Source organism: uncultured Maribacter sp. (genome assembly GCF_947496775.1).
GTDB lineage: Bacteria > Bacteroidota > Bacteroidia > Flavobacteriales > Flavobacteriaceae > Maribacter_B.
In genome coordinates this window covers 53,038-76,098 of sequence record NZ_CANMDU010000005.1, presented here as the reverse complement: position 1 = coordinate 76,098, position 23,061 = coordinate 53,038, and the positions used below count along the sequence as shown (strand labels likewise).

The window sequence follows — 23,061 nt, the reverse complement described above, 5'->3', positions numbered from 1 at the left end:
AAATGAAAAACACACGATATATAATCTTAGCACTACTAACAGTTTCACTTTTAGTTGTTGCTTGTGGAAATAAAGAAAGCCACAAAGAAGGCGATGGTCATGCACACAATGAAGATGCAAAGCCAGAAGCTGAAAAAGCTCATAGTGAAGAAGAAGAAGTGATGCTATCACAGCAACAGTTTGATGCCTTAAAAATGAAAACAGACACCTTAGTATTGCGTAATATGAGCGGTTATGTAGAAGCTAATGGCACATTGGAAGTACCACCACAAAACGAAGCGGCTATTACGTCTGTTGTTGGTGCAAATGTGGTATCTATAAAAGTAATTGAAGGCGATAAAGTTAATAAAGGTCAAGTGGTTGCCTATCTATCACATCCTAATATTATAAAAATGCAGACCGATTATTTGAATGCTTTTAGCAACAGTAATTTTTTAAAGAAGAACTATGAACGTCAGCAAAAATTATATGATGCAGGAGTTGGCTCTGGTGCAAGTTTTCAAAAAGCCGAAGCAGAATATGATGCCTCTAAAGCTATGGTAAATGGATTGGAAGCGCAATTGAGGCTATTAAACATAAACACGTCATCTGTACAAAAAGGAACAATTGCTCAAAGTATATCATTACGTAGTCCAATAGATGGTTTTGTCCAAAAAGTTGAGGTTAAAATAGGACAATATGTAGAACCACAAACCGAACTTTTCGAAATCGTAAACACGCATCACGTTCATGCAGATTTAATGGTGTTCGAGAAAGACGTTTATAAAGTAAAGAAAGGTCAAAAAGTGATTTTCAATTTACAATCTAATACAGACGAAGACCTTATAGCAGAAATCTACTCGGTAAGTAAAACTTTTGAAGATAATCCTAAAGCACTTCACGTACATGCTGAAATTGAAAACAAAAAAGGAAATCTAATTCCAGGAATGTATATAAAAGGTAAAATTCAAGTTGAGAATGCAAAAACCAATGCATTGCCAGAAAGCGCTATTATAAAAGAAGGCGATAGATTTTATGTATTTTCAGTAGAAAGAGAAAATGAAGATTGGAGTTTTAAACCTATTGAAGTGCTTTTAGGAGAAAAAGATGGTAATTGGATAGCCGTTGAATTTGCTGAAGAACAAGATAAAGCTACAAAATTCGCTTATAACAATGCCTACTATCTTATTGCAGAAATGAAAAAAGGCGAAGCAGAACACGAACATTAAATTATGCAAACAATTGAACAACTTTTAGAGTCAAAAAATATACGTGTTACAGCAATGCGCTTACTTATTTATAAGTTTCTTGCTGAGAAACAAGTAGCAGTAACATTAAGTGATATCGAAAATGCTTTTGATAAAGCAGATAGAACTACATTATATCGAACAGTAAAGACCTTTGAGGAAAAAGCGATTGTACATCAAATAGATGATGGTACAGGGATTACAAAATATGCGCTATGTGAAAAGGGATGCAATTGTGAGATTGAAACCGATTTGCATTTACATTTTCATTGCAATAACTGCAATGAAACCATTTGTTTAACAGAACATAAAATTCCTCAAATTAAAGTGCCAGATGGATTTGTTTCTGAAGATATAAACTTAGTAGTAAAAGGTATTTGTGATAAATGTAGTGGATAGTATATGGCAATCTATTTTACATCGTAACAATTATATTTTAAATAAAATGCTATTCGGTATGACTATTAAATTTTTATAAAATGTGAAGATAAAGAGCGTAACCATTTACATAATACATTTTTGAATATCAAAAAACTATGATAGTCAAAAATATTAGCTATAAAATACTAACGAATTTCTGAAGTATTATTGCTATTCTAAAAATATATTTAGATTAATCTAAATATATTTTTAAGTACACTTAAATATTTATATTTTTGTGTCCCGAAATAAGCAAGAGTATGAAAATTAGATTTTTTTTTTATAAAGTAATTTGTATCATTACGATGGCGTCCTGTGACAATTTTGTACCAATACTTTCAGAAAATGAAGAAGTGCTGGACGGAGAAATGGTAGGATTAACACTAGCACAACAAGCTGAATTTCTAAGAGGAGATGAAGCATTTGGTGAGGTTTTTACATCGTCAAAGGGGTTAGGTCCCTTATTTAATACTAATAGTTGTATTAGTTGCCATGCAGGTGATGGAAAAGGGCATCCCTTTACTACACTTACCCGTTTTGGGCAGTCTGACAATTCGGGCAACCAATTTCTAAATGTAGGAGGTCCGCAACTTCAACATAGAGCATTACCAGGTTACCAACCTGAAAACATTCCAAACGGTGCAACATTCTCAAAATTCACTCCTCCTGCTGTAACGGGACTTGGTTTTTTGCAATATGTAACCGATGAGGATATTTTGGCAATGGCAGACCCTAATGATACCGATGGTGATGGTATTTCCGGTGTCCCTCATTGGTTGCCTCTTAAAGATTTTGTTATACCTGCTTCTAATGCTATTTCTCAGAACGGAATGTACATACATCGTTTCGGAAAAAAAGCCGTTGCTTATGATTTATTAGACCAAACAGTTGGTGCATATAATGAAGATATGGGCATAACATCCACTTTTAATCTTATAGATACATACAGTGGATTATCTATAGACCCAGAAGTTTCGGATAATACAATACGTGATGTTGTAGCTTATTTACAAACACTTAAAGCGCCCGTACCTAGAAATCAAAACGACCCAAAAGTTATTAATGGAAAATCTCTTTTCAGTCAAATAAACTGTGCTTCTTGTCACACACCTACCTTAAGCACTGGTTACTCTCCAATAGAAACCCTTTCATTCAAAGAATTTAATCCTTACACAGACCTTTTATTACACGATATGGGTGGCGATTTGGATGATGGTTATACTGAAGGAAACGCACTAACATCTGAATGGAGAACCCCACCGCTTTGGGGGCTTGGTTTATCGGAATCGACACAAGGTGGACAATACTTTTTGTTGCATGATGGGAGAGCAGGAAGTATTTCTGAAGCTATTTTATTGCACGGTGGGGAGGCAGAAAATAGTAAAAATCAGTTTGTGAATCTTTCTGAAAACGAAAAAGAAGATTTAATCAAATTCTTAGAATCACTATAGACATGGAACGAAAAGAATTTATTAAAACTTGTGGATTTGCTTGTTTAGGGACTACTATTTTTTCACCACTAATGCAAGGATGTGTCTCCACAAAAAGCATTAGCGCAAAAATTAATGGAGAAGATTTAATAGTTCCTCTATCAAATTTTGAAAAAGACGGAAAAACACTAAAATATCTTGTGGTAAATAATTCGCAACTGCAATACCCTATTTATGTTTTTCGATTTTCAGAAAACCATTTCACAGCTTTATATATGCAATGCACTCATCAAGGGAATGAAGTGACTGCCTACGGCGAAAAATTGGTTTGTTCTGCACATGGGAGCGAGTTTGATAATAAAGGTAATGTAACCAACGGTCCTGCATCAAATCCATTACGTGAATTTCAATTAGAGTTAGACAATCACAATATTTTAATTTCACTGAATAAAGCATGAAACATATAGTTATAGTAATCCTACTTTTAATATCTACATTATCTTTTGCACAAGTAGATACAACCCTATTAAAAAGGCAACAAGTAGACAGTACCAAACAACAACTTAATATGGATGCAGTCTATAATAGACCCTTTTTAAGTTTTGGAAAACTCCCCGTTTCAGTAGGTGGTTATGCAGAAGTAAATTGGCAACATATAGGGACAGATGGTGTATCTGAAGGACATCAATTTCAAATGCGAAGAATGACTTTGTTTGTAGCTTCTTCTATTTCAAAGAAAATTAAATTTTTAAGTGAGATAGAATTTGAAGAAGGAGGTAAAGAGATTGCTATTGAATTTGCTTCTTTGGATGTTGAATTTCATCCGTTATTCAACTTAAGAGGAGGTATCATTATGAACCCTATTGGAGCATTTAATCAAAACCATGATGGTCCAAAATGGGAATTTACAGACCGCCCAATTGCGGCCACACAGATGTTACCCGCAACTTGGAGTAATGCAGGTTTTGGATTGTTTGGAAAGACCTATAAAAATAACTGGATGTTTGGTTATGAACTATATCTTTCAAGTGGTTTTGATGACGCTATTATTGATAATGAAGAGGGAAAAACATTTTTGCCTGAATCTAAAGAAAATGCAGAACGTTTTGTAGAATCAGCAAGCGGAACCCCTTTGACTACTGCTAAGATTGCTATAAGAAATAAGAAATTTGGAGAAATTGGACTTTCCTATATGGGTGGTATTTATAACACCTTTCAAGACGATGGTATTGTACTTAATGAAAAGCGAAGGCTAAATGTTTTTGCTATAGATTACAACACAACCTTAACAAAAATAAATACATTTATTACAGGCGAATGGGTATGGATTAATGTAGATACTCCTGAAACCTATACGCAACAGTACGGAGACAAGCAATATGGAGGGTTTTTGGATATAGTCCATCCCGTTTTGAAACAAAAAATGCTTGGTTGGGATAATGCAACCTTAAATCTGGCTTGCCGATTAGAATATGTAGATTGGAACGTAGGTACATTTAACGAGACTGGTGACAATATAGGAGACGAACTTTGTAGTATTATGCCAGCAATCACTTTTAGGCCAACACAGCAAACAGTTTTCAGGCTAAATTACAGGATACAAAGACAAACAGATATTCTGAACAATGCACCAGCCAAATTAGGTGGATTTAGTTTTGGTATATCTACCTACTTTTAATCTATATTGTACTTTAATTCTGTTATTAGTGTTAAGTCTTGCGGACAAAAATGCACTTCCATTGCATTGATATTTAGAGCATTTTTGTATCAAATTAGAAATTATGTTATTATTCGCTTATCTGATATTATATTTTTTATTAGTCTTTGTGTTAAGGTCTATTTTGCTTTGTAAAAAAACAGGAATAAACCCATTAACGTTTAAAAAAACAGATAATGCTCACGATTATAATGGTAAGGTTTTTAAATTTATCACAGTTTTCGAGCTCATTGTCGTTGGAACTTATGCTTTTAAAAATCAATGGTATGAATACTTACTTCCATTTTGGTATTTAGAAAATCCTACTTTACAAAAGATTGGTTGGACACTTTTGTTTCTATCGTTAATTGTAGTATGGATTTCTCAAAGCCAAATGTCAATTTCTTGGAGAATTGGGATTGATGAAAACAATAAAACTAAATTAGTAACAAATGGGATGTTTTCAATTTCAAGAAACCCAATTTTTCTTGGAATTATGATTGCAAATATTGGATTATTTTTAGTAATCCCAAATGCTTTTACACTATTGATAATCTCATTATCTACAATAAGTATCAATACTCAAATTAGATTAGAAGAAGAATTTTTAAGGCGTGAATTTGGAAATGATTATTTAGAGTATGCAAAAAAAGTAAGACGTTGGATTTAAATCTTTCATATTTGAAGAATTAAATAATAATGAAAAAAAAGAAAGTCAATTTAAGAGATTTAAAACCAGATTTAGAGGGGCAAAATAGTCACGATGATGGTCACAATCATAATAGTTCAGAAAGCGTAGGAAAGTTTAATACTTATTTGCCAGCAATTTTCAGTTTTGTAATGTTAATGATTGGTATTGCAATCGATTATTTCGATATGTTCCCATATTTTAAAGGGTGGATTCGTATACTATGGTATGCAGTAGCGTATATTCCCGTAGGCTTTCCTGTAATAAAGGAAGGATGGAAAAGCATCAAAAAAGGAGATGTTTTTACAGAATTTTTCTTAATGTCTATTGCTACCATAGGTGCATTCGTTATTGGAGAATATCCTGAAGGTGTAGCAGTAATGTTATTCTATGCCGTTGGAGAGTTATTTCAAAGTGCGGCAGTAAATAAAGCAAAGGGCAATATTAAAGCTTTGCTCGATGTACGACCTAATGAAGCTTTGGTAAATCGGAATAATGATTACATTTCTGTAAGTCCAGAAGCGGTTGAAATTGGAGAAAAAATTCAAGTCCGTGTGGGAGAAAAAATTCCTTTAGACGGTATTCTCCTTTCCAAAAATGGCTCTTTTAATACAGCGGCTTTGACTGGTGAAAGCAAACCTGATACGATTGCAAAAGGCGAAAAAGTATTTGCAGGGAGTATTAATTTGGATGGTGTTATTGAAATTGAAACTACCAAAGAGTTTAAGGATAGTTCTATTGCACGTATTCTCAATATGGTACAGAATGCAACAGCTCGTAAATCGAAAACCGAATTGTTTATTAGAAAATTTGCACGAGTTTATACACCAATTGTTGTGTTTTTGGCTATTGGTGTTACTTTCATTCCTTACTTTTTTGTAGATGATTATGTCTTTAGAGATTGGTTATACAGAGCCTTAATTTTCCTGGTTATTTCTTGCCCTTGTGCATTGGTTATTTCTATTCCATTGGGTTATTTCGGAGGATTGGGAGCAGCTTCAAAAAATGGAATTTTATTTAAAGGCGCTTCGTTTTTAGATGCCATGACTAGGATAAATACTTTGGTAATGGACAAGACAGGAACGGTTACCAAAGGAGTTTTTAAAATCAAAGAAATCAAAGCCATTAATTGGGATGAAAAAGAGTTTATGAAATACCTGATGGCTATGGAAGAACAATCCACGCATCCAATTGCAAAAGCCATTTTAGAATATAAAGATGAAGGTACAGATTATGAAGCTTCAGAAGTATCTGAAATCGCAGGTAAAGGTCTAAAAGGTATCGTAAATGGTAGGACTGTTTTAGTTGGTAACAAAGCCCTAATGACAGCCAATAATATTAATGTTGTAGAAGAAACAGAAACTATTGTAGAATCGATTGTTTTGGTTGCTATTGATGACGAATTTACAGGTTATGTTGTTATTGCAGATGAATTAAAAGATGATGCAAAAGAAACGATTACTGCATTACATAAAGTAGGTGTCAAAAATATAATGATGCTCTCTGGCGATAAGGATTCCATTACTCAAAAAGTAGCTTCCGAGTTAAATATCGAAATCGCTAAAGGCGGTTTGTTACCAGAAGATAAGCTAAATGAAGTCGAAATTTTAAAACAAGACCCTAATAATAAGATTGCTTTTATAGGCGATGGTATTAATGATGCACCAGTTTTAGCAGCAAGTGATGTAGGTATTGCCATGGGTGGTTTAGGAAGTGATGTTGCTATTGAAACCGCAGATGTTATTATTCAAACCGACCAACCTTCGAAAGTGGTAAAAGCCATTAAAATTAGTCGTTCCACCCGAAAGATTGTATGGCAAAATATCATATTAGCATTCGGTGTAAAAGTAATAGTGCTGATTTTAGGAGCAGGTGGTTTAGCGACAATGTGGGAAGCAGTATTTGCAGATGTTGGTGTTGCATTGTTAGCAATATTGAATGCGGTTAGATTACAGCGCATGAAATGGATTGATTAAAAGAATTAAAAGGATAAATAGCATAAGATTAATTTTTCTAAATTAATCTTATGCTATTGTTTAACTTGTAGAGCTAATATCTTTTTTAAATGAATTCCGAAAATATAGCTTCAATAGTTGTAGAGTATATAGAAACGCAAAACACCCAATATGCCTTACTTCTAAATGGTGGTTGGGGAACAGGAAAAACATTTTTCTGGAAAGACACATTATTACCATTAATTCAAAAAAAGAATCTTGATTCCATTTACATTTCTCTTAATGGAATAAAAACTATAGATGCGCTACATAAACAACTTTTCTTTAAACTCATACCGTATTTTGATAAAGCGCAAAACAAAACATTAAAAACGTTAGCGGCAATTAGTGGTAATCTTATAAAATCGGCAAGTAAAGCTTTTATAAAGGTTGATCCATCTGATTTGTTTCAAGGCATTGGTTTAGATAATTTTGATTTCTCTAAGAAATTTATCTGTTTCGATGATTTAGAACGCTGTAGAATACCAATGAAAGAATTGCTAGGTTTTATCAATGGTTTTGTAGAACACAAAAACCTTAAATGTTTAATTCTAGCTGATGAGGACAAGATTTTTGAAACGGATGAAAATCAAAAAACAAATTACTACAACATTAAAGAGAAAGTTATAGGGCGAGTCTTAAATTATAAGCCGGAACTTAAAAGTGTAATTCCTAAACTCTTTAATAAATATGAAAATGATAATGCTTTTTTACTGTTTCTAAAAAAGAACGAAAATTATATCTTTCGAATTTTTGACGAGCAGAAAGAAGATAACATCAGGATTATTTCATTCTTCTTAGATAGTCTTCAAAATATTTTCAAACACACTCATGAAATTGAAGAAGAGCTCAAAAAAGAACTACTGTTCTTAATAGCTATTCTTTCTATTGAATTTAAAAGAGGCCTTTTGAAATCTAACGAATCTGAAGACTATAATGCACTAGGTAATACAACACATTTCTGGTATCAAGAATTAGAGTCAGATAAACTAGTGGTCAATCTTTTAAATAAGAAGGAAGAGCAAAAGCCCGAAAAGAAAAAAACTTATGCAGAAACTTTTTACCTGAAGTATGTAAGTAGTAGATTAGAAGATTATCATTTTTATGAGAGTGTTTACACTTATGTGCTATCAGGCTATTTAAATACAGATAAGCTTTCTGAAGAATTAGAAAAAAGAAAGCCAGAACAACCAACAAAGGAACAAGATGCTTTTAGCAATCTTATGAGTTACAATTTTAGGAAGTTCACAGATGATGAGTTTACAACTTATACTACAGATGTATTAAAGTATTTAGAAGAAGGTGCTTATAGTATGTATTCTTATGAGCAATTGTCTGGCTTCTATCATTTCTTTGCAGAAAAAGGACTAATAGACTACACTAATGATGAAATAGAAGAAAAATTATTCGCAGGTATTCAAATTGCTTCTAAACAGAAGGAAATTGATCGTAGGTTTTACAATAACATGATTCACTTTGAAGTAAGCAATCCTATTGTACAACCTATAAGAGATAAAATTATAGAATTGCATACTGCACTTGATAAAGAGTTAGTAAAAGAGGAAAGTAATCAACTTATTGAAGTACTTGCAAAGGAGGAATACGAAAAACTAAACGAGCTTTTTAAAGATAAAAAATTCAACAAAGATTTCATAGCTTATCTAGACGGTCAGGCCTTATTTCAAGCTTTAAATAAAAATACAAATCAGTTTTTAGCCTTATTTGGAAACGAAATTAAAGAAAGGTATAAGCATACTAATGTTAAGATGTTCTATCCTAATGATTATGAATGCCTGTACCAATTGCATCTAGCTATTCAAAAGCATTTAAATGAAAATGAAATTCCAACTCTACGTAAGTTTTTATGGGAGGAGTTAGAAACTTTGCTAGATAATGCATGTGAAGCATTAAAAAAAAGATGATGCCGAGTTAGGTACTTAATTTAAAAGTTAACAAGCCACTCAGCACATTTCCTTACTTTCCATAAAAACTACATTCCAGAAAAAGAGCTTCACTAACAAAGGTCTTAGACATAATTAACGCTTTTTACTCCAGAATTAAATGTTCCTTTCCTGCATAGTGGAACGGGTTAACGATATGAAGGGTAAAAAACGTGAATCAAATCCGCTTAATAGGAAAATCACATTTCATATATAGCCCCACTCCCTTCCATTTTAGACTTCACCTAGTGTTTTAATTCACTTACCGAACCTCCATTATTACCTTTTTTTGTCAGCAAAACAACAACATTCCGTTTTGAACTACGGCATAAACCAGGCCCGCTCTAAAGCGGGTCTCTTTTTTATACGTCTTATCAAACCGGAATATTGAATCACACAGGGCATCAAAAAAAGGTAACAACGAAGGCTCTATGGGAAGTAAATCAAAATATCGAATTATGAAATCATCTCAAAATATCCAAAAAAGGAAGTGGAACTAAAGAAAAATCAAAAAGGAAAACACTCTGGATATACTAAGTAAATCACTTTTAAAATAAATGAATATTAATCTTTTAAATATATAATTATGAGTACTATTAAAAATCATGTACAGTTAATCGGAAATGTTGGACAAGAACCAACGGTTACAAATTTGGAAAGCGGAAAAAAAGTGGCTCGTTTTTCTTTAGCCACCAATGAGAATTACAAGGACAGTAAAGGAGAAAAGCAAACAGATACCAATTGGCATACTGTTGTCGCTTGGGGAAAGGTTGCTGAAATCATCGAAAAGTATGTAAACAAGGGAAAGGAGGTCGGAATTGTTGGAAAACTAAAGACTAGAACCTATGAAACCGAAGAAGGCAATCAACGCTATGTTACCGAAGTGGAAGCCAACGAAATATTGCTTTTAGGTAGTAAGTAAACTTAAAAAGAAAGAGGGCATCACCCGCAAAAGTTCTGCCCTCTTTTTCATTATTAATCTCTAAAGAAAAGAACAATGAAAGACAAAGTTAACGAAATTCAGATAAGTTACAAAGAGCGTGTGCCAGCACCTTTTTGGCAACAAATAAGCTCTTCCCAAGATGCTAATGCATTATTATTTGAACATTGGAATAAAAACACCATTGCACTGCAAGAAACTTTTAAAGTAGTATTACTCAATAATAGTAATAAGGTGAAAGGTATTTATCAATTATCAGAGGGTGGAATAACGGGAACTATGATTGACCTACGCATATTATTTGCCGTAGTATTAAAAACGCTATCTGTAGGTATTATTTTAACCCATAACCATCCATCGGGAAAATTACTTCCTAGTGAAGCAGATAAAAGAATTACGGAGAAAATAAAAAAGGCAGCGGCTCTTTTTGATGTCAAAGTTCTAGACCATTTGATTATTACTCCAAATGGGGAATACTACAGTTTTGCAGATAATTGCCTATTATAATTTTTTAGATTATGATATACTTAAATTATAATAACCTCGATGCAGAAACCCAGCAACATTTGCTATCCGTTTCTAAAGAAGAAATTGAAAATAAATTTGGTACGGATTTAAAAATATATGCTAAAGAAAACCATATGGAATATGAAACTATTCTATATGAGGAAGCCGTCAAAAATTTATATGCATATACCTATGTTTTCAACATTTGAACCAGTACAAGTAAGTGTCAAGACCTTTGATTTTCAAAGGTCTTTTTTTATTGAAAAATGTAGGCGGATATTTCCTAATCTGACATTCAGTTTTAAGCAATACTCAATAATCATACATAATGGTTTAAAAACAGCGTATTAGAGACTAATGCACGTTTCCATTTTGCATCGTAATTGGATACATTTATACAACATGATTAATAAGAAAAAGCAACTGACCTTTCGACAAGCTCAAGACAGGCTTTTTTAGTCCGATTGTTCGAAATTTTTGTTCGCTTGGAGCGAACGAAAAGGAGAAGCAAGAGGGTAACACGCAGAGCGATGTTATGTCTATTTTTTGTTTGTAAAATACTGTTAATCAAATAAGTACAATATTTAGTAGATATCAAGATTTTAGAATTTGCAGCAAACAGCGGCAAAGTCCCTATAAACAGGTGATTTTTTACAGCAAAAAGAATGGGAGAATTTTCAAAATATCATTTTTCGGCTATTAATGTCAAGAAAAAAGTAGCGCTTAGATTCCGGAAATTTTCGAAAGAAATATCCAAATCGAATACGGAAACTTTGGAAGCCATGCTTAACTTTTTTCATTGGAATAGCCTGCATCCTAATGACGATTTGGGGGTGAAGAATGACGGTACAAAAAAGAGAATCAATGCGCTTATAGCTATCGTAAAAAACATTGAAAAACACCAGACCAAACCTACCGCAGCTATGCTGCAAACTTTATTTGAAGAAACCACCAATCTTGAAAAGGAAGAAGAGAGTTTTGATTTTGAAACTCCAAACCTAATAACAGAAAATGAAGAACTCGATTATTACCGGAAGGAATATTTTATAGTGAAAGAAAACTACACTGCACTACAACAGGATATCCAGTATATCCTAAATAAAATACAGTATGTAAAGAGCAACTTTGGAAGTGGGTATTTTAAAGTGGAATTGGACAGGACAACATTGGAGGAATTAAAGAAAAAAATATAGTATGTATATTACTATATCACCACATAAAACAGGTGGAAACTATGCACAGAGTGCAGGAGATTTTGTTGCCTATCTGGAAAAAGAAAACCAAGGAAAGTCGATTGGGAATTACGAACATTTTTTTAATCAATATGGAGAAGAAATTACAGCTGCAGAAGTCATAAAAGAAATAGATGGTAACACGGCAAAACTAAAGAAAACGGAACCTAAGTTTTATTCCATTACGATTAATCCAAGCCAAAGGGAACTCCAACATTTACAAGATTCTAAAACGGAATTAAAAACGTATGCACGAGAATTGATGAAAGATTACGCTAAAGCTTTTAATCGCGAGATAGAAGGACGAGCTGTAACAGTTGATGATATTAAATACTATGCTAAAATAGAACAAGTGCGTACTTATAAAGGAACGGATAAGCAAATACAAGAAAACCAACCGTATGCTACAAAAATATTGCAGCTTAAAAAAACAATAAGAGAGATAAGACAAGGCGTTTCTATTGGGGATATCAAAAAAATAGAAAGCAAAATCGCCAGATTGGAAAAGGAAGCACCACACCAACAAAACGGAAAACGGATTGTTCAAGGCATGCAAAAGGATGGCAACCAAAGTCATATCCATATTATTGTGAGTAGGAAAGATATAACAAACAGGCATAGCCTGTCTCCAGGAAGCAAGCATAAAGCTTCCGAAGTAAGCATGCATGGAAAAATGGTGAAACGAGGATTTAATAGGGATGAATTCTTTAAAAGTTCAGAAAAGACTTTTGATAGGCTATTTCAATACAAACGAAATTATGTAGAAACTTATCCAGCCAGGAAACTGTTTCTTAAAAATCCTAAAGTATACTTTTCCATTCTTTCAGGGCTTCCAGCAAACGAAAAAGCAATGGCCTATAAAATGCTTGCTACATCTGGAGTGCCTTTAATGAATATACCAACCCATAAGGTGCAGTTGGCTTTAAAAGCAATTAAGGCCATAAAAAGAGGAGTGGGTAAAGCCATACAATCGAGTTCTATTGGTATATGAGTTGGTCTTTGCCACATATTATTCTTTATATAGTTATACCGCTATTAGTTATTTTAACTTTTGCCTATGTGTTTTTTCATGAAGAGCAATCTGGAATTTCGGATAAAAAGTATCGAGTACATTTTAAACTGAAACATGGGCAATTCAAAATTGAAAATGTAAAAAGAGGCGCGTCCATAATTGGTTCGGCTGGAAGTGGAAAAACCGAAAGTGTTATTTATAATTTTATGCAGCATTTTAGTAAAAATGAATACTGTGGTATTATACACGATTATAAAGATTTTGAGCTCACAGAAATGGCATACCCACTTTTTAGAAATAAGGAGATTCAATTCTATACAATCTCATTTGATGAAATTCACTATCGAGTAAATCCTATTGCGCCCAGGTATTTGCCTAATGAAGAAAGCGTAAATGAAGTATCTAAAGTCTTGCTTGAAAATTTACTGGAACAGAATCTTTCGGAAGCTTCAGGAAGCAGTAAATTCTTTGCAGATGCTGTAGAGGGCTTATTAAGTGGTTTAATTTGGAAATTAAAAACAGCATATCATGAATACTGTACGTTACCGCATCTAATAGCCTTGTTTCAGTCCATGAATACAAAGAAACTTGTTGCTTTTTTAAGTTCCGATTTAACTGCTAAAGCAATGGCGAGTGCTTTTATCAATGGAATAGAATCCGAGAAGCAAACGGCAGGAGTTAAAAGTACTTTAGCGAATGCTTTTAAAAAAATTAGCACACAAAAATTGTTCCTAGTGTTATCCGCAGATGAAGTACCGTTGGATATTAATAATTCTAAAAATAAGGCAGTTATTTCTATCGTGAACAATCCACAATATGAATCTGCATATTCACCTGTTATTGCGATGATTATGCATACCGTTATTAAACAAATGAGTGTTCGGAATCGAGAATCTTCTTTTGTTTTAATGGAAGAGGCTCCCACAATAAAGCTTTTGAATATGCATCGTATTCCTGCAACCTTACGAAGCTATGATATTGCTACGGTTTATGTAATGCAAGACAAGATTCAGAACGATATGCTCTATGGAGAAAAAGCAAGTAAAGCTATTTTGAGTAATCTATCCTATCAGTTCTTCGGAAAAGTAAATGACCCAGATACGGCGAAGTATTATGAACGTTTTTTTGAGTTGGTAAAGATGGAAACCACAAGTGTCAATAAAGGGTTTAATCTCAATTTTGATACTCGAATTACCAAAGGAGAAAAAGAAGTTTCCAAGCGTAGAGCGGATGTTTTTTTTCGTTTAAAACAAGGAGAGTTTATCACTTTTGCAGATGGCAAAGATAAAAGAGTTCAGTTTAAACTTCAGGACATTCAAAAACAAAGACCCCAAAAAACAAGGTTATACTCTAGCAAGGATTTACAACTAAATCTGGAACGGATTTATAGACAGGTAGATGTCATTTTTAAAAAATAAATCTTTCTAAACCTAAATTATAACTCAAGTGTCTTACAAATTAGTAGTACAATTTTAGGATAGCCAATAGTCCATATAATTCTAATATCTCATACGGAAAGCTATTAATTATGTTAGAATAATGTCAATTAACATTCTATAAGGCATAATTATTGTAGGATTTTTCTAACTAGTGACGCTTTTGTTATGTAAAAAATTTGCCCCCATCTGTTATTCAGTACATAACTTAAAGAAGAAAAATTCTAACCATTATTCTATAAAGTGGAGGCTTATGGACTTAAAATTACACGCAATACAATTAACTCAAAAATTAGAAGCATTAAATCCGGAGGTACCTTATTGTTCTAAAGATACAAATACGATTATCATCCTCTGTCGCAACTTACTTACCAAATTTCATAAGATAGTGGTTGCTAAAAAATTCGAGACTATTGCTTTGGAAATTGAATTTTTTAAGGAGATTAAGCAGGTGCCGTTAAGTAATTTAATTTATTATTCAGAGATACGTTCGCTAGAACTACATTTTCCTCGTACAAATACAAAGAAACAAGAAGATTATATAAGAAACCGAATGGATAAGATTAATAATTTCTTTATTCATAATATTGATTTTACAGAGTATATCGATATGGAGAAAACATATTTAGATGAGCAATATTTTACGAGAAAGCATTTGGATGAGCATATGATTACGCATACCAAGTTCTACTATTTACACCCAGATTTCAATACCAGTCATGATTTATTATTGGGGAAATTTATAGCCTATAAGAGATTAGTACATTATCTCTATACCAAACTAAATTATTTAGAGAATCCTTTAGAAACAGAATATCAAGACTTAAGTTTAAAGCATAACCTACAATGGACTGCAACGAAAGTTGCTCTCACCGAATTGGTATACGCTCTCTATCATAGCGGAGCCATTAATAATGGAAATGTGGAGATCAAAGAAATAGCGGAAGCTATGAGTCAGATATTCCATATGGATTTAGGAGATTATTACAGAACCTATTCTGAAATACGATTAAGAAAGAAAAGTAGGGCTAAATTCATCGATAAGCTCTCATTTTCTTTATCCTCTAAATTAGAATCGGAAGACGAATAAATAAGATTATCATTTTCCCAAGTTACACCCAATTCGGGAATTCCGCAATAAATACAATTTAGCGATATTTTATATAATTTGATTTTTAGCATTCCTATAATTACATGTTAAATAGCCCTAAACAGGCTTAAAATATAAATGTTAATTTTTTACCCATGTCGGGTGTAACTTGTGAAAAACTCCCAACAAAACCCTCCAATTTTGTAGAACGAAAGTCAAATCGAAGCAAAGTCGTCATTAAACGGATGAACCTTGGCGGCTTTGTTTTTTAAAACAGTTTTACAAATATGGGAGCAACAATTATTACCACCGAAGATCTTCGCGAGTTTAAAATGGCATTACTAGAGGATATAAAACAATTATTAGATAGCCAACCGAGTCATGCAAAGAAGAAATGGCTAAAATCTCCAGAGGTGAGAAACTTATTAGGAATATCTCCAGGCACTTTGCAAAATCTACGAATTAATGGAACATTACCCTATACCAAAGTAGGAGGGGTGTTGTATTATGAGTATCAAGAAATTATGCAGGTTTTAGAAAAGAACAGAGTTCACAACAAATTCTAAAGCACTTTGGAGGGGGTAAATTATAGGGTCGAGTGTAAAGAAACAGTCCTGTGGACTGTATTAGAGAAGGAGCCAGCCGGCGCGTTGGCATCATATTTCCAATAGATTATGGAAGATGTAAATTATATAAAACATTTAAACAATGTCTTCATGCAATTCTCTAAAGATAGTCGCTTAAATCCAACACATATAAGTTTGTATGTGGGGTTATTTCAAATTTGGAACACCAATTTTTTTAAAGAAGAATTCTATGTGAATAGGGCAGAAGTAATGGAAATTTCAAAGATTGGTTCTAAGTCTACCTACCATAGGTGTATAAAGGAATTAAGTCATTGGGAATACTTACTATACACACCTTCTCACAATCCATTTAAAGGGAGTAGAATTAAGATGTTCCATTTTGGGACAAGTACCGAACAAGCTCTGTACCTAAGTCGTACCAATATCGAGACAAGTGCTGGACAAGCATTGGTATCTATAAACAAACATATACAAACTTTAGAAAACAATAAAAACAACAACAAACGCGGAAATTTTAAAAAATTAAATTCTCAGAATTCTGAAACCGAAGAAAAACAAAATGCAACTGTTCCATATCAGGACAACTTAAAGACTAGTACCGATAAAAATTACGATGAACCTCTGTGAGCGTCGGATTCATAACCCGAAGGTTTTTACACGATGAAGAAATTACTAAAACCACATATCATTGTTGAAGGAGTTGTACAATACTCGTTGGGTAACATACATGGAAATCAAATTATCTATGATTTTGATAAAATGTTGATTTACCTGAATGCAAAAGGAAAACTCTTGTTTGGTTCTAAATTCAAAATCTTTGATGAAGACCGAGAGATTCTTTTTAAACTCTGCAATTACTTTATTCAGGACGAAACCAATTGCAAAAAGCTAGGTATAGATACAACTAAGGGAATTCTTTTAACAGGCCCTGTTGGTTGTGGTAAAACTAGTTTAATGAAATTGTTACGGCATATGGTACCCTACCAAAGGCCGTATAAAATTATCCCTACCAGAAACATTGCTTTTGGGTTTAATCACATTGGCTACAAAACTATTGAAGATTATGGAGATAGTCAATTCTTTTGTTTTGATGATTTAGGAGTAGAGCCAATGGGGAGACATTATGGAAAAGATTGTAATGTAATGGGGGAAATACTACTTTCTCGTTATGATTTATTTTGTCACTCGGAGTGCAGTCGAAGGGTAAAAACCCATGCCACAACCAACCTTAATGCTCAAGAGTTAGAAGAGCGTTATGGTAATCGTGTTCGTTCTCGTATGAGACAGTTATTTAATTTGATTGCTTTTGATAGGGGGAGCTTGGATAAGAGGAAGTGATTTATTCTTCGGTAAGTCCTTCAAATAAGTCGGAAATGTATAGATTCTCCCTCTCTAGCATTTCCTCGTGTTCTCTAGCTTCGTCCGCGTAATCGCTCATATCCATTTTAGCTTCTTTCTTATCCATATAGGCAGAATGCTTTTTCGATAAATCATTTATCTCATCATTTAATAGATATTCAAATTCCTTTTCAATTTCCTTTAAATCTTCTATGAGACTTTCATATTTAGAAGTCACTGTATTTTCAATCTCTTTTTCTACAATGCTATAAAGTTTTTCCGAAAAATCATTGGTGTTAACATATTCTTGAAACTCATTTGCGAAAATGGTATTTAGTCTAGAAAAGTCTTTGAGAATATCTATAGAATCAATTTGCTCCGCAAACTCTTTAACAAGCTTTTTAGCATTATTTTCAATGGTAGTACTTTTTGTTTTTGATAATAAACTTATATAAGCCCATCTTACACTATAATTTGTGAGTTCAGGTTTTAAGGTTTCTTCAAATTTTTTAGTCACAAAATCTTCTAATATTTGATTTGAAACACTTTCTAATTCTACTAGTATTTGGTTAAGAAACAAGAGCCTGAAATTTGGATTTTTATACCACTCAAACCTATCTGAATTGGTGTAATTAAGTCTGTAAATTATTGAAGTTTTGAATAAGTCAAAATCAATAATAATTTTATCTATGTAGGCCTTAAGAATAATTTTATCTAATGTTATTCTTCTTTTGTATACACTTTTCTTTTTTTCAAAAGTAAAAATCCTGAAGAACTGACTAACAAATGAAAATGACCTTATTAAATCAAGTATTAATATATTTTTTCCTTCAATGTAATTGATTAGAAAATCTTGTATTGACGGATTCTGAAACTCAATTGCAATTTTATTAAAAGAGTCCATTCTTGTGATTATAAAAGTGTTCTCTAGCTCTTTTATAATGCGTCTGAATTCAATGGAATCAATAGCAAGTTTGTATTTTGTATTATTTGCCGTTATAAAGGAATTAACTGTTATTTTTAAATCCTCTAACAATACAGGCGTACCCAAGGTAGATAATACTAGCATTACCACTTGGGAGCCTTTTGAAATAGTGTTTTCAAAAGCATGCTCCCATACACTTGTTGGATTATTAAAGAAGGAGACTAAAGTTTTTGAAAACTCTTTAGGGTCACTATTTTTCCAAAAATGACTTTTAACAAACGTTTCAATAATTCTTGGATTATAACTTTTATGTTCTATTAATGTAAGGTACGTTTTCGTTTCAATCAAATTTTTCAAAAACGCTAGAGGAACGTTCGCAAAGAAAAGATGATTGTACAATATCATTGCCTTAATCTTTCTAGTGTATTTTGAAAGATCCAGAGTACACTTCGCCAATTCTAAGGATGAATCATCAAGTAGTTCAAAAGTATTTCTAGCTTGTTTTAGAATATATTCTCTTGTTGCAAGAATTAAAATCTTGTTTTTGGATTTTTTTATTCTTTCAATGAACTTTATAAGCTTGCTATCTTCATTCACTGCAAGACCAGTTTCTAAAAAGTTTCTCCCTAAAAAATCATCAAAGAAAAACACTTGTTTCTTACCGTCTTGATAATAAGAATATGCATCATTTATACTTTCTGAGATATACACAAAATCGTCAAACTCTTGTGCAAGCAATCTATAAACTAACATTCTGGACAAGGTGGTCTTTCCAATACCCGGTATACCAGATATGATAACATAATTGTTATCCTTTAATATTTTAAGAGCTTCTTTATGGCTATCGTTCTGTACGTAAATTCTAAGGACTTCTTTAATTTCATCTAATTCAAATTTAGATTGATTGTAAACGGTACTATTAACCAACCGTCTTAGAATATTTGTACTAGATAACCATAATTTATAATATTTTTCTTCAATTTTGGGATGTATTCCAAGAAGGTTATTAAGGTCATCCTTACCTAGAATATCTTCGGTAGACTTAATATATGGGAAAAAGAGATTTTTAATGTATTTCTTATTCAAGGGTGTCAGCCCAATACTTGTTGTGAGTATGTATCTATTTGGGGCAAGTTTCTTGACATTTTCAATTTCTTTTTTAAGCGTTGATTTTAAGTTACTAAAGCGTGTATATCGTTTAGCTTGTACAATAATGTTATTATCATAGCATGAAGAAGCTCTCAAATCTACACCGCCATCTTGACCTGAAGTAAAGCTTTCAAAGTAGAAACCTAACTTTTCTTGCAAAATGTCACGTGAAAGGTTTTCAAATTCAAATGAGGAAAGATTTAAAAAAGTATATTCATTCATTTAATAATTAATTTGTTTTACCCAGAACTTTTGATTTTGGCACCCATTCCACAAGCATCTCTAAATTAAACCATCCCATTGTATGCATTGCGAAAGCCGTAAATAATAAGAAAAGAAATATTAGAACAATATAAAGAACTACAATAATTGTTCTGAGTTTTTTTATTTTATTTTTTATTTTTTTAAAATCTTCTTTAAAATCTTCGAAAATTAATTTATAAGAATCTTTAATACTTGTTTCCTCATTTTGGACATCCTGCTTTAAACATTTCACGTTATAAGAAGTCATTCTTAAAATTAAAAATGCAACAATAGAATATAAAAGATAAGCAACAAGAATAAGTAATAGTATACCAGGTTGTTCTTTTACTTTGTAACTAGCAAAGATTGTTGCAGCAAATGTTAGTGGGAATGAAACTACTTGTTTTCCGACAGAAGCAATATTTTTATCTAAACTTGCAAAATATGATTCACGCTCAGTTTTGAATTCTGACTTAAGTTTATCAAATGCAAAATTAGACACATAAGTTTCATAATCCCTTCGGGCTAGGCTAAGTAGAGTTGCGGATGTTTTTAATATTTCACTGTATCTTAATTTTTCCGGAGTATTGTGTACTCCACTGATGATAATTTCTTTAAAGAATTGAATATATTCTTTTTTTTTAAACTCTTTATTAAGTTTTGTTCTAAGACCAGATAAATTCACATTATGAAAATAATCTTCTTTAGGTGTGCTATAGCCTACATTAAAAACACCATTTTCTTTACTTATTATGGTGAATACCTTATCTGTTTCACTTTTATAAGGCACCAATTCTGGGGTTGTTAAGAAATCATTTAAAATTTGTTTGTACTCATGTAGATTGTATATAAACTTGTTGTTTTCTAAGTATGATTGATTAATTTGTTTAATTATACTCTTTCCCTCTAATTTTAGTATGATAATTACACTTTCGTTATATTTTTCTTTAATAGAATACCGATTTATAAAATCGATTTCATTAAAGTAGAGGTAATGGTTTTTTAATAAAACACTAGATAATACAATTTCAACTTGATTATTTGGAAGTAACACAGTTGTTTTAAAAACCTTTTCTATAAGGTTGAATTCAGCAACGTCTAATTTTTTAGTAAATTTCAACAATAATGTTCTTCCATCATAAGAAACGAAATTCTGTTCTTTCATACTTCGAAAGAAGGTTAAGAATTTTTGTATATCTAAGTGTTGACTGTTAAACATCTATTGATTGAGCTTTTTGATATTTGTTTGATATAAGAGCTGCTAAATCTTTTGAGTGAATAACAACTTTATTTTCGAGTACTTGTACGTCTTCATCATTTATTTTATCATAATCAATATCAATTTTAATACCTTTTACTGACGCTCTGATTGTTATTAATGACTTCCATTTAGCGGAAGTAACTTTAAATTCAGGATCTAAAATAATATTGTTTGCATCCGCAAAGTCTTTCATTGCAGATTTGGAACCTTCTCCATAAAAATGAGTGCTTATGTCATAAATATTGACACGATTTCGCTTGTTGGTTCGAACATAGTCATATACTTGTCGTTTGAAATCTGCTCTTTCGATTTCGTTACCATTGACATCTTTTGGAAGGTCAATTGTTTTTAAAATTGTAATAAACCTATCTGTGTTTACAGCATTTTTGATTAATCCTTCTGCTAATATCCATTCTTTAAAATATTCTGAAACTTCTCCATCTGACTGGGTAGTAATTAAGGCTAAATAGTTCCTGTCATCTACTGAGGATTTATAAATATTGTGATTTATCCTTGTTGCCATGGCTATTTTTTCAATATTGATATTTTCAGAGCTATCAAGTTTAAAAAGTTCTCCATCCTTAATTATGTTAATACCTGATTTTTTTCTTAGCAATACAATAGCTAAATATCTATCTTTACTTATTGAGTAGTCACAAAATAAATAATATCCACCTTTTGCAAAAAACTCTTTTTCTACTTTCTCACGTAGAAGGGATAATGAGTTTGAAAATGTAATGAAATTATTATCATTTTCTGAATCTAAGTATTCTTTTAATGTATTAGTGAATAAATTGGTTTCACCTTCTTTAAAAGTTGCGTTTTTTAAACTTGGACTGGTGCTAATTGATTCATGAAGCTCTGATACTAATTTTTCCGCAAATTCATCAACTTCCAATAATTTTTTTGAAGACTCAATTTTTGCTAAACTTGATTTAGGCTGTTTTTCTAAAAAATGAACAATTATTCTTTGTATGGCTATTGACATTTAGTGTTTTATTTTAGTTTGTAGCAATAGATAATTGTAAATTTAATGATATTTCAATCGTTTACAGTAATCTTTTCTTACAATTATAAAGAGTTAAATTAAAATAGTATTACATAATAGTCAATTCCTTTTAAGGAAAATATAAACTTAAGATTGTATTTTTCTAGATTTTAATTTTCATCTAAATTCTTTAAAATATAAGTGTTTCATTATTTCATATACACATCTCACAATCTCAACAAAAAACTCTTTCATAATGCCGTATTTAAATAATTAGTAATCCCTATTAAAATGGCCAACGCCATAGCCTGACTGTTTTTAGGTTTCAAAAAATAGTCCCCTTCATCTGCATGGGTAATAAACCCCATTTCCACAAGTACCGCTGGAAAAACAGAAACTGTTTCCCGAAGTACCTGGAAATTAGCAAATTTTACGCCTCGTTTTTTAAAGCCTAATTTTTCAGTGCTTTCTTGGAGTATGGATAATCCTAACGCAATAGATTTCTTGGTATACAAATTATCTGTTGTATGCACATAAACTTCCATTCCTTTAGAATAGTTTGGGGAAGCATTACAATGTAAAGACACGAATGTATCTGCATGTAATCTTTTGGCCAATTGCGTTCTATCGGATAAAGAAATTAAAGTGTCTTTATATCGGGTTAAGTAAATATCAAAATTATCCCTGAAAAATGTTTTATTAAGTCTAATCATCTCTTTAGCAATATGTAAAACCACTTCTTTTTCTAGAATTCCATGTATACCGATAGCGCCAGTATCTTTTCCGCCATGTCCAGGATCTATAACAATCACTTTTTGTTGTCCAAAAAGGAAACACATTTTGAGTAACAAAAGCATAAAGCTGACTTTTTGGAGCATCTTTTTCCAAGGTATTTTCATAATCGAGAGGATTTTAGTGCTGGTTTTCAATAAGATTTGATTCGTTTTATTCTCCTTTAA

22 protein-coding genes are annotated in these 23,061 nt (G+C 32.1%); 18 read left to right on the top strand and 4 right to left on the bottom strand.

The window, feature by feature from the left end:
- The first annotated feature begins 2 nt into the window (after window positions 1-2).
- The 18 genes from Q0856_RS09755 to Q0856_RS09670 all read left to right on the top strand — a co-directional run bounded on the left by Q0856_RS09755 (window position 3) and on the right by Q0856_RS09670 (window position 17,536).
- The gene (locus Q0856_RS09755) at window positions 3-1,208 is read left to right on the top strand and encodes an efflux RND transporter periplasmic adaptor subunit (protein ID WP_298504529.1); all 1,206 of its coding nucleotides are present in this window, start codon (window positions 3-5) and stop codon (window positions 1,206-1,208) included.
- Between the two features lie 3 nt (window positions 1,209-1,211).
- Window positions 1,212-1,625 carry a transcriptional repressor gene (locus Q0856_RS09750; protein WP_298504527.1) on the top strand — a complete coding sequence of 138 codons (414 nt, stop codon included), beginning with the start codon at window positions 1,212-1,214 and terminating at the stop codon, window positions 1,623-1,625.
- A 281-nt stretch (window positions 1,626-1,906) separates the two neighbouring features.
- Window positions 1,907-3,097 carry a di-heme oxidoredictase family protein gene (locus Q0856_RS09745; protein ID WP_298504524.1) on the top strand — a complete coding sequence of 397 codons (1,191 nt, stop codon included), beginning with the start codon at window positions 1,907-1,909 and terminating at the stop codon, window positions 3,095-3,097.
- Between the two features lie 2 nt (window positions 3,098-3,099).
- Window positions 3,100-3,534, top strand: a complete 435-nt coding sequence (locus tag Q0856_RS09740) for a Rieske (2Fe-2S) protein (protein WP_298504521.1) — start codon at window positions 3,100-3,102, stop codon at window positions 3,532-3,534.
- Window positions 3,531-4,754 (top strand): hypothetical protein, encoded by a 1,224-nt coding sequence (locus Q0856_RS09735; RefSeq protein WP_298504520.1) that lies wholly within the window; start codon window positions 3,531-3,533, stop codon window positions 4,752-4,754. Before Q0856_RS09740 ends, Q0856_RS09735 begins: the two co-directional genes overlap by 4 nt.
- A 103-nt stretch (window positions 4,755-4,857) precedes the next feature.
- Window positions 4,858-5,442, top strand: a complete 585-nt coding sequence (locus tag Q0856_RS09730) for an isoprenylcysteine carboxylmethyltransferase family protein (RefSeq protein ID WP_298504517.1) — start codon at window positions 4,858-4,860, stop codon at window positions 5,440-5,442.
- A 29-nt stretch (window positions 5,443-5,471) separates the two neighbouring features.
- Window positions 5,472-7,436 carry a heavy metal translocating P-type ATPase gene (locus Q0856_RS09725; RefSeq protein ID WP_298504514.1) on the top strand — a complete coding sequence of 655 codons (1,965 nt, stop codon included), beginning with the start codon at window positions 5,472-5,474 and terminating at the stop codon, window positions 7,434-7,436.
- 89 nt (window positions 7,437-7,525) lie between these two features.
- On the top strand, window positions 7,526-9,376 hold the full coding sequence (locus Q0856_RS09720) for a P-loop NTPase fold protein (protein WP_298504511.1): 1,851 nt from the start codon (window positions 7,526-7,528) through the stop codon (window positions 9,374-9,376).
- Between the two features lie 604 nt (window positions 9,377-9,980).
- Window positions 9,981-10,316 carry a single-stranded DNA-binding protein gene (gene ssb, locus Q0856_RS09715; protein WP_298504509.1) on the top strand — a complete coding sequence of 112 codons (336 nt, stop codon included), beginning with the start codon at window positions 9,981-9,983 and terminating at the stop codon, window positions 10,314-10,316.
- 75 nt (window positions 10,317-10,391) lie between these two features.
- Entirely contained in the window at window positions 10,392-10,841 is a 450-nt protein-coding gene (locus tag Q0856_RS09710) for a JAB domain-containing protein (protein ID WP_298504507.1), read from the top strand.
- Between the two features lie 11 nt (window positions 10,842-10,852).
- Window positions 10,853-11,050 (top strand): hypothetical protein, encoded by a 198-nt coding sequence (locus Q0856_RS09705; RefSeq protein WP_298504504.1) that lies wholly within the window; start codon window positions 10,853-10,855, stop codon window positions 11,048-11,050.
- 456 nt (window positions 11,051-11,506) lie between these two features.
- Window positions 11,507-12,034, top strand: a complete 528-nt coding sequence (locus Q0856_RS09700) for a BfmA/BtgA family mobilization protein (protein WP_298504502.1) — start codon at window positions 11,507-11,509, stop codon at window positions 12,032-12,034.
- Window position 12,035: 1 nt separating this feature from the next.
- On the top strand, window positions 12,036-13,064 hold the full coding sequence (mobB, locus tag Q0856_RS09695; RefSeq protein ID WP_298504500.1) for a MobB family relaxase: 1,029 nt from the start codon (window positions 12,036-12,038) through the stop codon (window positions 13,062-13,064).
- Entirely contained in the window at window positions 13,061-14,503 is a 1,443-nt protein-coding gene (locus Q0856_RS09690) for a type IV secretion system DNA-binding domain-containing protein (RefSeq protein ID WP_298504498.1), read from the top strand. Before mobB ends, Q0856_RS09690 begins: the two co-directional genes overlap by 4 nt.
- A gap of 271 nt (window positions 14,504-14,774) precedes the next feature.
- Window positions 14,775-15,611, top strand: coding sequence for an RteC domain-containing protein (locus Q0856_RS09685; RefSeq protein WP_282117153.1), 837 nt, complete (start codon window positions 14,775-14,777; stop codon window positions 15,609-15,611).
- Between the two features lie 287 nt (window positions 15,612-15,898).
- Complete coding sequence (locus Q0856_RS09680; protein ID WP_298504497.1) at window positions 15,899-16,177, top strand: helix-turn-helix domain-containing protein; 279 nt, start codon at window positions 15,899-15,901, stop codon at window positions 16,175-16,177.
- Between the two features lie 150 nt (window positions 16,178-16,327).
- Window positions 16,328-16,825, top strand: coding sequence for a hypothetical protein (locus Q0856_RS09675; protein WP_366139605.1), 498 nt, complete (start codon window positions 16,328-16,330; stop codon window positions 16,823-16,825).
- 33 nt (window positions 16,826-16,858) lie between these two features.
- A complete protein-coding gene (locus Q0856_RS09670; RefSeq protein WP_298504494.1) occupies window positions 16,859-17,536 on the top strand; it encodes an ATPase in 678 nt (225 codons plus the stop codon).
- A gap of 1 nt (window position 17,537) precedes the next feature.
- On the opposite strand, the gene Q0856_RS09665 is transcribed toward Q0856_RS09670, so the two are convergent.
- The 4 genes from Q0856_RS09665 to Q0856_RS09650 form a co-directional block, all read right to left on the bottom strand.
- On the bottom strand, window positions 17,538-19,832 hold the full coding sequence (locus Q0856_RS09665; RefSeq protein ID WP_298504492.1) for a restriction endonuclease: 2,295 nt from the start codon (window positions 19,830-19,832) through the stop codon (window positions 17,538-17,540).
- Window positions 19,833-19,839: 7 nt separating this feature from the next.
- The gene (locus Q0856_RS09660) at window positions 19,840-21,018 is read right to left on the bottom strand and encodes a hypothetical protein (protein ID WP_298504490.1); all 1,179 of its coding nucleotides are present in this window, start codon (window positions 21,016-21,018) and stop codon (window positions 19,840-19,842) included.
- A gap of 46 nt (window positions 21,019-21,064) precedes the next feature.
- Window positions 21,065-22,102 carry a nucleoid-associated protein gene (locus Q0856_RS09655; protein WP_298504488.1) on the bottom strand — a complete coding sequence of 346 codons (1,038 nt, stop codon included), beginning with the start codon at window positions 22,100-22,102 and terminating at the stop codon, window positions 21,065-21,067.
- Between the two features lie 251 nt (window positions 22,103-22,353).
- Window positions 22,354-23,001: an N-acetylmuramoyl-L-alanine amidase gene (locus Q0856_RS09650; RefSeq protein ID WP_298504487.1), complete on the bottom strand. Its 648-nt coding sequence runs from the start codon at window positions 22,999-23,001 to the stop codon at window positions 22,354-22,356.
- Window positions 23,002-23,061: the final 60 nt, after the last annotated feature.